The sequence below is a fragment of the Anaerobacillus sp. ABA4_114 genome, from assembly GCF_056159065.1.
The window spans coordinates 1,194,447-1,206,032 of the sequence record NZ_JBSWUM010000001.1; the positions used below are offsets into that span (position 1 = coordinate 1,194,447).

At 39.8% G+C, this 11,586-nt stretch carries 17 protein-coding genes; 13 read left to right on the forward strand and 4 right to left on the reverse strand.

Annotation, left to right across the window (positions count from 1 at the left end; genetic code table 11):
- Positions 1-19: 19 nt before the first annotated feature.
- The 12 genes from crcB (ACXAEY_RS05865) to ACXAEY_RS05920 all read left to right on the forward strand — a co-directional run bounded on the left by crcB (ACXAEY_RS05865) (position 20) and on the right by ACXAEY_RS05920 (position 8,889).
- Positions 20-385 (forward strand): fluoride efflux transporter CrcB, encoded by a 366-nt coding sequence (crcB, locus tag ACXAEY_RS05865; protein ID WP_270179581.1) that lies wholly within the window; start codon positions 20-22, stop codon positions 383-385.
- 1 nt (position 386) lies between these two features.
- Complete coding sequence (gene crcB / locus ACXAEY_RS05870) at positions 387-728, forward strand: fluoride efflux transporter CrcB (RefSeq protein ID WP_474810858.1); 342 nt, start codon at positions 387-389, stop codon at positions 726-728.
- Positions 729-858: 130 nt separating this feature from the next.
- Entirely contained in the window at positions 859-1,980 is a 1,122-nt protein-coding gene (gene ald / locus ACXAEY_RS05875) for an alanine dehydrogenase (RefSeq protein WP_270179579.1), read from the forward strand.
- Between the two features lie 81 nt (positions 1,981-2,061).
- Entirely contained in the window at positions 2,062-2,532 is a 471-nt protein-coding gene (locus ACXAEY_RS05880; RefSeq protein ID WP_474810859.1) for a DUF3939 domain-containing protein, read from the forward strand.
- A 51-nt stretch (positions 2,533-2,583) separates the two neighbouring features.
- The gene (locus ACXAEY_RS05885) at positions 2,584-3,096 is read left to right on the forward strand and encodes a DUF4178 domain-containing protein (RefSeq protein WP_270179577.1); all 513 of its coding nucleotides are present in this window, start codon (positions 2,584-2,586) and stop codon (positions 3,094-3,096) included.
- Positions 3,097-3,109: 13 nt separating this feature from the next.
- A complete protein-coding gene (locus ACXAEY_RS05890; protein WP_474810860.1) occupies positions 3,110-3,781 on the forward strand; it encodes a PspA/IM30 family protein in 672 nt (223 codons plus the stop codon).
- A 26-nt stretch (positions 3,782-3,807) separates the two neighbouring features.
- Positions 3,808-4,380: a DUF4247 domain-containing protein gene (locus ACXAEY_RS05895; RefSeq protein ID WP_270179575.1), complete on the forward strand. Its 573-nt coding sequence runs from the start codon at positions 3,808-3,810 to the stop codon at positions 4,378-4,380.
- A gap of 19 nt (positions 4,381-4,399) precedes the next feature.
- Positions 4,400-4,795: a DUF350 domain-containing protein gene (locus ACXAEY_RS05900; protein WP_270179574.1), complete on the forward strand. Its 396-nt coding sequence runs from the start codon at positions 4,400-4,402 to the stop codon at positions 4,793-4,795.
- Positions 4,796-4,821: 26 nt separating this feature from the next.
- Positions 4,822-6,366, forward strand: a complete 1,545-nt coding sequence (locus ACXAEY_RS05905) for a polyamine aminopropyltransferase (protein ID WP_474810861.1) — start codon at positions 4,822-4,824, stop codon at positions 6,364-6,366.
- Positions 6,367-6,434: 68 nt separating this feature from the next.
- The gene (locus ACXAEY_RS05910; RefSeq protein ID WP_474810862.1) at positions 6,435-7,115 is read left to right on the forward strand and encodes a metal-dependent hydrolase; all 681 of its coding nucleotides are present in this window, start codon (positions 6,435-6,437) and stop codon (positions 7,113-7,115) included.
- Between the two features lie 110 nt (positions 7,116-7,225).
- Positions 7,226-7,471: a hypothetical protein gene (locus ACXAEY_RS05915; RefSeq protein WP_270179571.1), complete on the forward strand. Its 246-nt coding sequence runs from the start codon at positions 7,226-7,228 to the stop codon at positions 7,469-7,471.
- A 107-nt stretch (positions 7,472-7,578) separates the two neighbouring features.
- Positions 7,579-8,889, forward strand: a complete 1,311-nt coding sequence (locus ACXAEY_RS05920) for a DRTGG domain-containing protein (RefSeq protein ID WP_270179570.1) — start codon at positions 7,579-7,581, stop codon at positions 8,887-8,889.
- Positions 8,890-8,927: 38 nt separating this feature from the next.
- Here ACXAEY_RS05920 and ACXAEY_RS05925 read toward each other — a convergent pair whose 3' ends face one another.
- Positions 8,928-9,230, reverse strand: a complete 303-nt coding sequence (locus ACXAEY_RS05925) for a YtpI family protein (protein ID WP_474810863.1) — start codon at positions 9,228-9,230, stop codon at positions 8,928-8,930.
- Positions 9,231-9,340: 110 nt separating this feature from the next.
- On the opposite strand from ACXAEY_RS05925, the gene ACXAEY_RS05930 reads away from it, so the two are divergent.
- Positions 9,341-10,279 (forward strand): DHH family phosphoesterase, encoded by a 939-nt coding sequence (locus ACXAEY_RS05930; RefSeq protein WP_474810864.1) that lies wholly within the window; start codon positions 9,341-9,343, stop codon positions 10,277-10,279.
- 55 nt (positions 10,280-10,334) lie between these two features.
- Here the strand turns inward: ACXAEY_RS05930 and ACXAEY_RS05935 are convergent, their stop codons facing one another.
- The 3 genes from ACXAEY_RS05935 to ACXAEY_RS05945 form a co-directional block, all read right to left on the reverse strand.
- Positions 10,335-10,520 (reverse strand): YtzJ family protein, encoded by a 186-nt coding sequence (locus ACXAEY_RS05935; RefSeq protein ID WP_270179567.1) that lies wholly within the window; start codon positions 10,518-10,520, stop codon positions 10,335-10,337.
- Positions 10,521-10,619: 99 nt separating this feature from the next.
- Complete coding sequence (gene ytrI, locus ACXAEY_RS05940) at positions 10,620-11,126, reverse strand: sporulation membrane protein YtrI (protein WP_270179566.1); 507 nt, start codon at positions 11,124-11,126, stop codon at positions 10,620-10,622.
- Complete coding sequence (locus tag ACXAEY_RS05945; RefSeq protein WP_224878724.1) at positions 11,126-11,458, reverse strand: YtrH family sporulation protein; 333 nt, start codon at positions 11,456-11,458, stop codon at positions 11,126-11,128. Before ACXAEY_RS05945 ends, ytrI begins: the two co-directional genes overlap by 1 nt.
- Positions 11,459-11,586: the final 128 nt, after the last annotated feature.

The following is an 11,586-nucleotide window of genomic DNA, read 5'->3' on the forward strand; positions in this document are numbered from 1 at the left end:
TGATCAAAGGAGTTAAGAAATGAGATATAGTTTCGCTGTTGCAGTTGGTGGAGCGGTTGGGGCTCTCCTACGAAGTACGGTCGGCACTATGATGAACGGTGTCCCTTTCTCAACTTTTCTCGTCAATATCATCGGCTCGCTTTTATTAGGTTTCTTTTACCGTTTTATTCAAAATAATACCCTTTCTGAATGGAAGAAAAAGCTGATCGCAACGGGGCTGATCGGTTCTTTTACGACGTTTTCTACGTATTCTTTAGATTTATTCGTTTATTTAAAAGCAGGTCAGTTCATGACTGCTTTTCTTTATGGAATGGGTAGTGTTGTCTTAGGACTTTTGGCCGCTGTAATCGGTGTGTTCCTTGCGAAGCGTGTTAGGGGGGAGTAGCTTGCAATGGTTGTTGATCGCGGTTGGTGGGGCTGCAGGAGCGCTATTAAGGTATATCGTTACTCTATTGTTTAATAAAATGAGCTTCATGCAAGGATTCCCGTTAGCCACATTAATAGTTAATCTGGTAGGAAGCTTTCTATTAGGCGTCGGTTACGGATCAAGTGAATTTGGGCCAGCAGTATCGACTGGTTTTCTTGGTGCGTTAACGACATTTTCTACTTTTATTTACGAAACGATCGATCTATCTTCTAACCATAAGTACCTTGCTATTATTTATGTGGTCATCAGTACATGCGGTGGGTTGTTAATGGCTGCTTTAGGTTATATCCTTGTTGTGTGAAGAACCTTTGAAAAGGGTTTCAAAATTTTTTGGAGGAAAGGTTCCTAATTGGTAATCGGAATGTTATGATGATAGAGGTTTTGAGAAAAACCCTTCCATTTATAGTTTGAAAGTCGAAGGAGGATTATATATGCGTATCGGAGTACCGGTAGAAATAAAAAATAACGAAAATAGAGTGGCTATGACACCCGCTGGCGTCTTAAGTCTTACTAATTTTGGTCATGAAGTGCATATTGAAAAGGGAGCAGGTATTGGATCAGGTTTTACTGATGAACAATATATTGAAGCTGGTGCTCACCTTGTGGATACTGCAAGTGAAGCGTGGAGTATGGAAATGGTTATGAAAGTTAAAGAACCATTACCAGAAGAGTACGGTTATTTCCGTGAAGGACTTATTTTATTTACATATCTACACTTAGCAGCAGAACCAGAGCTAACTCGAGCTCTAGTTGAAAATAAGGTGATCGGAATCGCATATGAGACCGTTCAAGCACCGAATGGCTCGTTACCTCTTCTAACACCTATGAGTGAAGTAGCTGGTAGGATGTCAGCACAAATCGGTGCGCAGTTCCTAGAAAAGCCAAAAGGCGGTCTAGGTATCCTTCTCGGCGGAGTCCCTGGAGTTAAACGAGGAAAAGTTACCGTAATAGGTGGCGGGGTTGTAGGTACGAACGCAGCTAAAATCGCTATGGGTCTAGGTGCTGACGTTACGATTATGGATCTTAGTCCTGAACGTATGCGTCAATTAGATGATATCTTCGGTACTGAAATCAACACGATGATGTCTAACCCTCTTAACATCGCTGAAGCTGTAAAAGAGTCCGATCTCGTTATCGGTGCTGTTTTGATACCAGGTGCAAAAGCACCAAAGCTTGTAACAGAAGATATGATTAAAGACATGAAGCCTGGATCTGTAATCGTGGATGTTGCGATTGATCAGGGTGGGATTTTTGAAACAACAGACAAAATTACAACTCACGATAATCCGACTTATACAAAACACGATGTCGTGCATTATGCAGTAGCGAATATGCCTGGAGCTGTTCCACGTACGTCAACGATCGCTTTGACGAACGTAACAGTACCATATGCGATTCAACTTGCAAATAAAGGATACAAAACTGCTTGTCTAGAGAACGAACCACTTCTAAAAGGAATCAATACAATGGACGGATTCGTAACGTATGAAGCAGTGGCAGACGCTCACGGTTTAGAATACAACAGTGCAAATAAAATGTTAGGAAGTAATTAATACTTTGTTAAGCAGCTGAGATCAGCTGCTTTTTTCTTCTATAATGAAAGGGAAAGCATTGAGCGAAATAGAAGGAGGGGAATGGTCATTAAATTTTGGAGAAAAAAAGAGAAAGGCATTGTTCCTTCTGAACCATATAACGTGATCGACGCTTCACTTGAAGATATCCGTCGAGCTGTTAGTGAATTTGCAGACCAGAAGCGGGAAGGAATATCGCTTAAAGTTCTCGTACTTGAAGATAATAGAATAGATATGACGCTTCTTGCTCCGTTTTTAAAAGGCATTCCGTCAAATCCGTTCTATATGTCTAGGGAAACCTTTGAACTTTTCACAGAACAGGATCGTGAAATACCTCGGTGGATCGATAAAGTGCAAAATGCTGTAGATTCATATGTAAGATTAGAAGATGAACTTCCTATAATAGAAGGAGACCCCTATCATAAAGTAAGCATCTATAAGTTACAAAAGAAATCGTTGATCGATGAAAAACCACCATTTGATTTCTATATCACGATGGAAGAACATATGGTAAGTCGTTTTAAAAAAACGTGAAACTTTTTGCGAGTGAATCCGTAAATAGAGTATAGGATAGGGGGTGTGAATATGAGTTTTCTTTCAAAGTTATTTGGCAAAAAAGACAAAGAACAGCCTAAGATAGAAGACAGGAATGTTTTTAACATTCAAGTGGGGGATATCATCACGTATGATCTTGAAGATTACGAAGTTGTTGGGACACTAACGTATAACAACCAAGGATACAAGTGGTATGCCTATCAACTGCAAGCTGGGTCATCTTCCATTTGGCTGAGTGCTGAGATGGACGATGAGCTGGAGCTTGGAATATACAAAGCAGTAAAAGAGAAACTCTCTAAGCCCATACCTCAAGAAGTGAAGGTCGATGGTACAACATTCCACCTTGATGAAAGTGGTAAAGCGCTTGTGTCGGGTACAGGTAGAGGTAGTAACCTTAATGGACAACAAGTAGAATACTATGACTTCTCTGATAAGAATGAAGATGAATTTCTGTCAGTTGAAGTTTGGGGTACAGAAGTAGAAGTGAGCAAAGGGTATGAGATTGAGGAATACGAAATTAAAATACTTGCAGGAAGCAAATGAGAGGATGAAATAAATGTTTAAAATGTTTAAACGAGTAAAAACACTCATGTCATCAGAATTGAATGCTGCGCTAGATAAGGCAGAAGATCCGGTCAAAATGCTAGAACAGTTTATGAGAGATATGGAAGCGGATATCCGTGAAGCTGAAACAGCTGTAGCAAAGCAGATTGCTAACGAAAAGATGCTCAAGAAAAAATGGGAAGACGCTAATGCGATGGTAGAAAAGCGTCAGGAGCAAGCTGTGAAGGCACTCGAAGCCGATAATGATGAGCTTGCTAAAAGAGCATTAGAAGATAAAAAAGACCATCAAGCAAAAGCTGAAACGATGAAAGAATCGTACGAACGAGCAAAGGCTGATGCAGATTCATTAAGAAGCAAGCTTGATGAGATGAAAGAAGAACACCGCCAAATGAAATTGAAGAAAGATAGTCTGAAAGCACGTGCGGAATCTGCAAAAACAAAAACAAAGATCAACCGTGCAATGTCTTCAGTCGGTAGCGACGATTCCAAACGAGGTTTTGAAAGAATGGAAGAAAAGGTCCTTCAATATGAAGCTGAAGCTGAAACGAGCGAAGATATGCGCTCTGCTGATCGCTCTTTAGATGATGAACTAGATGCCCTCGATAAGAACAATGGAATCGACGATGAGTTAGCAGAACTTAAGAAAAAAATGGGGAAAGAATAACTCTTTCCCCTTCAAGGGGTGGAAGGATGAAAAGGCTGACAGGATTAATTCTGTTGACAGCATTCGTTCTACTCATATCGGCTTGCGGTATCACGAAAGATATTCAGGAAGTCGTAGAGGATCAATACCAACTTGAAGATGTTGTGGAGAGTAGCGTGGACACTGGTGATGTTTCTAGGATTTACACAGCAGGTGGTAAAGATATTCCAGCTGTCTCCTCCTATCTTCAAGAACAAATTAAACCGAATGAAGTCAGCGAATTAAAAGATGGTAAACAAGTTCTTGTGTATGACGATTATATTGTATCGTTGACAGAAGGTGAAAGTGATTCGAACACACTTGTAGAAGTAGCAACGATCGGATTCGTTAGAGACAATTATCAGCCAAGTTTCTTCGATGGCTTATTAGCTTATTACATACTTGATGAGATTCTCGACGTTGACGATTGGGGGAAGAAGCAAAAAAAACGTTGTTCTAATAGCCTTGGGAATTGTTATGGAGGCTATCTATCAACTGGAGGAAATTACAAAGGACCTTCAACAATCCCCTCATTTAGAGGTTCTGGAAGCCGTGGCGGAGGACCAGGAACAGGAAAATAAGTAAAGGAGAGTTATTAAAATGGGGCCATTTTTGTTAACGTTCGTCTATTTTATTGCAGCGATCGTAGTCGTTGCAGCGGGGTTAATCATCTTTGAATTGATTACCACTAAATATAAGGATTGGCAAGAGATCGAAAAAGGAAATACAGCTGTCGCACTATCAATAGGTGGAAAAATAATCGGTATATGTTTAATCTTAGCTTTCTCGATCTATCACAGTTCAGATGTTTTAGACACTGTCATTTGGGGTGGATATGGTGTTGTTTTACAATTAGTCGCTTATTACATCTTTGACTTTCTCACAAGACGTTTTTCAGTGGAACAAAAGCTACATGAAGGTGTGGTAGCAGTAGGGATCGTATCGATGTGTGTGTCGATCGGACTTGGATTTGTAGTGGGGGCATCCATTACATAAGAATATGACAGCTGAAGGTGAAAGACATGAGTAGGGTAACAAATAAGAGCAGTCAGCTGTATTGGGCTTCAGGGATCGTTTCAATTTGCGGCATCATCTTTGAAGTGCTTTTTGGTGCATTAGGCTCTTACATTTTAGGGGATGGTGTAAAGCAGTATACGATTACGATTTCTTTGTTTCTTACAGGCATGGGAATCGGAGCTTCTTTGAGTGAAAAGGTAGTCAAACACCTTATAACAAGGTTTATTGTCATCGAACTTATGATTGGGATCATAGGTGGTATTTCAAGCTTTGCTGTTTTTGGAATTACTTCTATCGCAGGTGAAGAGTCAACCGCAATTTTCCTTTATAGCATTATTCTCATAGTAGGTGGATTAACTGGTCTTGAATTACCTATTTTAATTAGAAAAGCGAATGAAATAGGCGTAGAGATGAACAAAAGTACCGCGCGGGTACTTTTTTCAGATTATGCAGGTGGACTTGTAGGAGGACTGTTGTTTGCCTTTTATCTTAGACCAGAATTTGGACTAGTTAAGTCTGCATTTCTCGTTGCATTGATCAATATATTAGTTGCATTTTGGATGATCATATCATTTAGAAAAGAAATTGTGAGAAAAGGGATATATATCTTTGCTGCATCAGTTGCACTAGTCACAATGATTGCAGGAGTATTGTTCGGTGAGGAAATCGCTTTTTCATTTGAGCAACGTCTCTATAAAGATCCTATCATACACTCTGAAGAAACAGCTTATCAAAGAATCGTTCTAACAAAGGAGCAGGGTGATCTCAGGCTATATTTAAACGGACAGCTGCAGTTTAGTTCAAGTGATGAGCATCGCTACCATGAAACTCTCGTTCACGTACCGATGGCTGCAAGTGAGGAGAAAAGTAACATCCTACTCTTAGGAGGTGGGGATGGACTTGCTGTTCGTGAGCTGCTTAAATATGATGAAGTCGATTCGATCACGGTTGTTGATCTTGATCCGCGCATGGTCGAACTCGCGCGTGCCAATCACATGTTAGAAGAGTTGAATCAACAAGCGTTTGATGACGACCGTGTCAAGGTAGTGAATGCTGATGCGTTTAAATACTTGGAGAATGAAACTGAGCTATTCGATGTGATCATAAGTGACCTTCCTGATCCAAATAATGAATCTTTGAACAAACTATATACTTGGGAATTCTACTCATTGGTAAGAAACCACTTAAAGCCTGAAGGAGCCATGATGGTGCAGGCAACTAGCCCTGTATTTGCAACAGAAGCTTATTGGACGATTTCAAAGACCATTCAGGAGACAGGGTTACATACAACAAACCTTCATGTAGACGTTCCGAGTTTTGGGAATTGGGGATTCGTTTTAGGTACGAGGACAAAGGTTAACAGTGAAGATTTAAGGATCAAGGTCAAAACCGAATATTTAACGACAGAAATTGTTCCATCTTTAACTGCATTTGGTAAAGACGAGGATTCTACAATAATAGAGGACGGAAATGAAGTAACCATCGAGCCAAACACTTTGATTCGGCCGAATCTTATCGAAAAATATGAGAGAGCTTGGCAACAATATTAGTTTAGTAAATTGTTCTAAGGGAAAAAAACAGGTGAATCCATTATTAAGCATGTAAAGGAGCGGTTTTGATGCAAGTAACATTTCATGGGCATTCAGTAGTTGAGATCGTAACTGACAAAGCAAAGATTCTTATCGACCCGTTTATTACTGGTAATGAACAATGCGACCTTGATGCTAACGAGGTAACGTGTGATGTTATCTTACTTACACATGGTCACAACGACCACGTTGGTGACACTGTTGAAATTGCAAAGCGAAATGATGCGCTCGTTGTCGCACCTTTCGAACTTGCGACATACTTAGGCTGGAAAGAATTAAATACACATCCGATGCACATAGGTGGAGCACACGAATTTGATTTTGGAACGGTCAAGCTGACGCAAGCTTTCCATGGTTCAAGCTATATGGATGAGGAAAGTAAACAGATTATTTACACAGGTATGCCTGCTGGAATTCTGTTTACTGCTGAAGGTAAGACAGTTTACCATGCTGGTGATACCGCGTTGTATTCTGATATGAAGCTGCTTTCAGACGTGAAGATCGACCTCGCCTTTATCCCAATCGGTGATAACTTTACGATGGGACCTGATGATGCGGCTATCGCTACAGAATGGATCAATGCAGACTTAACTGTACCAGTTCACTACAATACGTTTCCTGTCATCGAACAAAACCCAGAAGCTTTTGTAGATAAGTTAAAAGGAAATAAGGGCAAAGTAATGAAGTCCGGGGATACAATTAAGTTATAGTTGACGTTACTTTAAAGAACCGATGTGTTTTATCATCGGTTCTTTTTTAACGTGTTAAATGGTCATGCTCTTTCATATCCTTTTATAAGAATGTTTAGGGAGGAATGAAAGTGAAGCAACGACTTTTTTTATCCGTTCTGTGTATTCTTTTTTTAGTATATGATGCAGTGCCGCGTTTTCAGTTTGATCTAACATTAGAAGGGGCATTTTTTGGCTTGTGGTTAGTGTTTGCTTTAATGGCATTGGGAGGAAACTTCGTTGGCTTGTACTTTGGGAGAAAAGAGAAAAACCCAAATATTTCGCGTCCATTGGCAGATTCTAAAGTAGAAACGAGAAAAAAGCAGTACAGCCGTTGAAGTTGCACACATTAGTTATGTATAATGAAGTCAATTCAAACACCACTATAACAGAAGAAGTTTAGATAGTGATACAGATGTGACCATAGAAAGCATGGTGAAAGTAATTGACAACAAAACACGAACAGATACTGGATTATATCGAGACGCTAGAGGTAGGAAGTAAGATTTCCGTTCGGCAGATTGCAAGAGAGCTTAAAGTAAGCGAAGGTACAGCCTACAGAGCGATTAAAGATGCTGAAAATAAGGGAACTGTTAGTACGATTGAGCGTGTAGGTACGATTCGAATTACTAAGAAAGAAAAAGAAAACATCGAAAAACTTACTTATGCAGAAGTCGTTAACATAGTGGATGGACAAGTGCTCGGTGGTAAGAACGGACTTCATAAAACATTGCATAAATTTGTGATCGGGGCAATGAAACTTGAAGCGATGATGCGTTATGTAGACCCAGGAAGCCTTCTTATTGTAGGAAACCGTGATAATGTCCATAAGATCGCTCTTGAAGCAGGTGCAGCTGTTTTGATAACAGGGGGATTTGATGCAGAAGATGAAGTGAAAGCAATGGCGGACGCATATGAACTTCCAATCATTTCGACCTCTTACGATTCCTTTACTGTTGCGACGATGATCAATCGAGCGATTTATGATCAGTTGATTAAAAAAGAAATCGTTCTAGTAAGTGACATTTTAACGCCATTAACCAAGACGAGCTTCCTCGTTACGACAGAGAATGTAGGGCGGTGGCATGAATTAAACGAAGCCACCCTTCATAGTCGATACCCTGTTGTAGATCCAAACATGAAAGTTCAAGGAATCGTTACTTCAAAAGACGTTTTAGGGGAACAATATGAGACTCCTATTACGAAGGTGATGACAAAACACCCATTAACTGTGAATGAGCAAACGTCCGTGGCTTCAGCAGCTCACACGATGATTTGGGAAGGAATCGAGATGCTCCCAGTGCTTGATCAGTACCAGCGCTTAATCGGAATCGTTAGCAGACAAGATGTTCTAAAAGCGCTGCAGCTCATTCAGCAACAGCCGCAGATCGGGGAAACCTTTGATGATTTGATCACAAGTAGGTTTAATGATGTGTCTACAAATACTGAGAGTCGATACATTTGTGAGGTGACTCCACAAATGACGAGTCTTCTTGGAACACTTTCCTATGGCGTATTCACAACCCTTGTAACTGAAGCGGGAAGCAGGGTCTTGAAGAAGTATAAAAAAGGTGATCTTGTTGTAGAAAACATCACGTTATATTTTATTAAACCTGTTCAAATCGATAATACGATTGAAATTATTCCGAAGGTCCTTGAAGTCTCACGTAAGTTTGGAAAGGTAGATGTTGAAATTTATCATGAAGGAACTGTCGTGGGAAAGGCGCTAATGATGGCGCAATTAATCGACCGGTAAATCAAAAGCGCCATGAGAAAACTCATGGCGCTTCAGCGTTATTTGTTCATGCTTTCGTATTCTTGAATAGCGAAAGGCTGGTAATGTTTATATTTCTTATAACCTACGACGACATTAACAAGTCCGAGTAAAATGAATACCGCACCAACGATATATGTAACCGTCGTGATGTAAATAGTGAACGAATTGATAGCAAAGAAAATGAGAAATAACCCAAGTGCAATGCTAGCTTTCGAATTTAACCACTCTTTGGTTGCAACTCCGTGAGATCGGAATGACTTCACGCGGTAAAACAGATAAAATACTATTGAGAATATAATTAGTATAAAAAAGATTGGCATGTATGCTTTCCTCCATATGTTAAAGGCTCGTCTCTATTGTATAGAACTTATGGTTAAAAATCTATGACGATTCCCTAACAAATAGGAAAGGATATGAAAGGAGTAATGAAATGAAGGAACAAATTTTAGATGCGATTGAAAGTTATGAAACGATCATTATACACCGCCATGTAAGACCTGATCCAGATGCCCTTGGCTCACAAGGTGGGTTAGCTTCGTTAATCAAAGCAACGTTTCCAAAGAAGAAAGTACTTGTAGTAGGAGAAGAAGAACCTTCTCTTATGTTTTTAAACAGAATGAATGAGGTTTCAGATGAGGAATATGAAGATGCTCTTGTAATTGTTTGTGATACGGCAAATCAGCCTAGGATTAGTGATGATCGCTACAATAAAGGGAAGTTGTTGATTAAGATCGATCATCACCCAAATGAGGATCCCTACGGCGATATTCTATGGGTAGATACGTCTTCAAGTTCTGTGAGTGAAATGATCGTTGATCTATACATACATGCTAAAGACCGTGGATACATGCTTTCAGATGAAGGTGCGTTTCTTCTATATGCAGGAATCGTTGGAGATACTGGAAGGTTCATGTTCTCAAATACGACTAAGCGAACATTTGAATATGCAGGAGAGCTTCTTAAACATGGGATCGATACTGGTGCTCTTTATAACGAACTTTATAAAACAGAACAGCATATAGCAAGGCTAAATGGACATGTTCTTCAACATTTTGAAATGAATCATGGGGGAGCAGGTTGGATTAAATTAACGAATGATACGATTTCCTCCTATGGTGTCACTGCGAGTGAAGCGTCACAGCTCGTGAATTCGTTCTCAAACGTTGCAGGATTAAAAGCGTGGGTCTTTTTCATTGAAGAAGAAGATCAGATCAGAGTACGCCTTCGTTCTAAAGGACCAGTGGTGAATAGTATTGCAGCAAGGTATAACGGAGGTGGTCACCCAATGGCCGCTGGAGCAACTGTCTATACATGGGAAGAGGCAGATCAGGTGTTAGATGAGCTTGATAAAGTCTGTAAAGACTATTAATTTGTACACAAATAAAGACCGGCATCCTCAAAATGAGATAGTCGGTCTTTACTAATTAGGCTTGTGGAATAGGAATGAACCAAGAACCAAAGTTTGTCACGTCCTCATGTACGTCGATATTGAGCGATTGCAGTTCCTTTTTTATCATTGTTGCTAATTCCTTGGTTTCAGCGTATGCTGAGCGTCCGTTCATTAAATCAGCTACCTTTGATTTCGCTAGCTCTTTGCGATTGATAACCATCGCTGCACCTCCATATAAACTTATTGTACTCTTATCATATACTACAAGATATAGAAATGCGACTTTTCTGACAAAATGTCACAAAATCGTATAATCTTTTTATTGAATCAAGCGAATCGAAAGAACAACTTCAACAGTTGTATACACGATCATTTGCTTGACTTCAAACCCATATTCTATATCGTTTATCAGTAATGATTTATTCTCGAGTGATTTAATAATAAATGACCTCGTGTGCGCTACCGAACCAAGGTCCTTATTTAATAAATCATTCAGTTCGTCTTGGACAGCCTTTTTCAATTCGTGTTTCGTAAGAGAGTTTAGAGATAGATCTTGGTCCTTTTCGAACGTGACGACGATTCCTTTAATGTGAAGGGTTTTTTCAATATCTTCATTATCGTAGTTCTCTTGATCATCTAACAATGTTCTATTTTGCGTTTTAAGATCAGAAATCTTTATCTTTTGCTCCTTTATCGTAGTAATTTGCTTCTCATACATGATTCCAAAAAGCATTAAGAAGAATAACCATCCAAAAATAACTCCTACGGATAGACCTGCAAGGAATTTCTGCCACCCTTTTCTTGTATAGACTTGTGGTACTCTCATCAGTGTGATCGTTCCTGTGTAAACCAGTTAATGACTTCCATTCCTGCTTGCGCTCCTCCTAAAGCACAGAATATCCATAAAAATTGCCGCATGATTTCATCTGGAGATCCACTGAGGAAGCTCCTCTCCATATTGTTGATCGTATCGAACGTCCCACCGATTGCAGCTGCAATCGCCCAAATTTTTAGTCGTTGAGCCACAACATATATCCAGTGCAGAGGTGGTTCTCCTGAAAGAAATGCTCCGATTCCACCAATGATAGACCCACCAACAATCACTCCAAAAGCAACAAAAAAAGCGATGATCAATGTGACGAGTGTTACTCTCTCCATTGGAAACTCCTTCTTTCGTAGTTTAAGAATATTGAGCGCGCTTATAGTGAGTATCGAAAACTAGCACATATCATCTAGTCCACCTTTAGTAAAGACTATGCGAAAAGGAAGGTGGGTTATGCTTGATA

Excerpts from the sequence above, each read along its gene's own strand:
- crcB (WP_270179581.1), top strand. The coding sequence starts at position 20 with ATGAGATATAGTTTCGCTGTTGCAGTTGGTGGAGCGGTTGGGGCTCTC.
- ald (WP_270179579.1), top strand. The coding sequence starts at position 859 with ATGCGTATCGGAGTACCGGTAGAAATAAAAAATAACGAAAATAGAGTG.
- ACXAEY_RS05880 (WP_474810859.1), top strand. The coding sequence starts at position 2,062 with ATGGTCATTAAATTTTGGAGAAAAAAAGAGAAAGGCATTGTTCCTTCT.
- ACXAEY_RS05885 (WP_270179577.1), top strand. The coding sequence starts at position 2,584 with ATGAGTTTTCTTTCAAAGTTATTTGGCAAAAAAGACAAAGAACAGCCT.
- ACXAEY_RS05890 (WP_474810860.1), top strand. The coding sequence starts at position 3,110 with ATGTTTAAAATGTTTAAACGAGTAAAAACACTCATGTCATCAGAATTG.
- ACXAEY_RS05895 (WP_270179575.1), top strand. The coding sequence starts at position 3,808 with ATGAAAAGGCTGACAGGATTAATTCTGTTGACAGCATTCGTTCTACTC.
- ACXAEY_RS05900 (WP_270179574.1), top strand. The coding sequence starts at position 4,400 with ATGGGGCCATTTTTGTTAACGTTCGTCTATTTTATTGCAGCGATCGTA.
- ACXAEY_RS05905 (WP_474810861.1), top strand. The coding sequence starts at position 4,822 with ATGAGTAGGGTAACAAATAAGAGCAGTCAGCTGTATTGGGCTTCAGGG.
- ACXAEY_RS05910 (WP_474810862.1), top strand. The coding sequence starts at position 6,435 with ATGCAAGTAACATTTCATGGGCATTCAGTAGTTGAGATCGTAACTGAC.
- ACXAEY_RS05925 (WP_474810863.1), bottom strand. The coding sequence starts at position 9,230 with ATGCCAATCTTTTTTATACTAATTATATTCTCAATAGTATTTTATCTG.
- ACXAEY_RS05930 (WP_474810864.1), top strand. The coding sequence starts at position 9,341 with ATGAAGGAACAAATTTTAGATGCGATTGAAAGTTATGAAACGATCATT.
- ACXAEY_RS05935 (WP_270179567.1), bottom strand. The coding sequence starts at position 10,520 with ATGGTTATCAATCGCAAAGAGCTAGCGAAATCAAAGGTAGCTGATTTA.
- ytrI (WP_270179566.1), bottom strand. The coding sequence starts at position 11,126 with ATGAGAGTACCACAAGTCTATACAAGAAAAGGGTGGCAGAAATTCCTT.
- ACXAEY_RS05945 (WP_224878724.1), bottom strand. The coding sequence starts at position 11,458 with ATGGAGAGAGTAACACTCGTCACATTGATCATCGCTTTTTTTGTTGCT.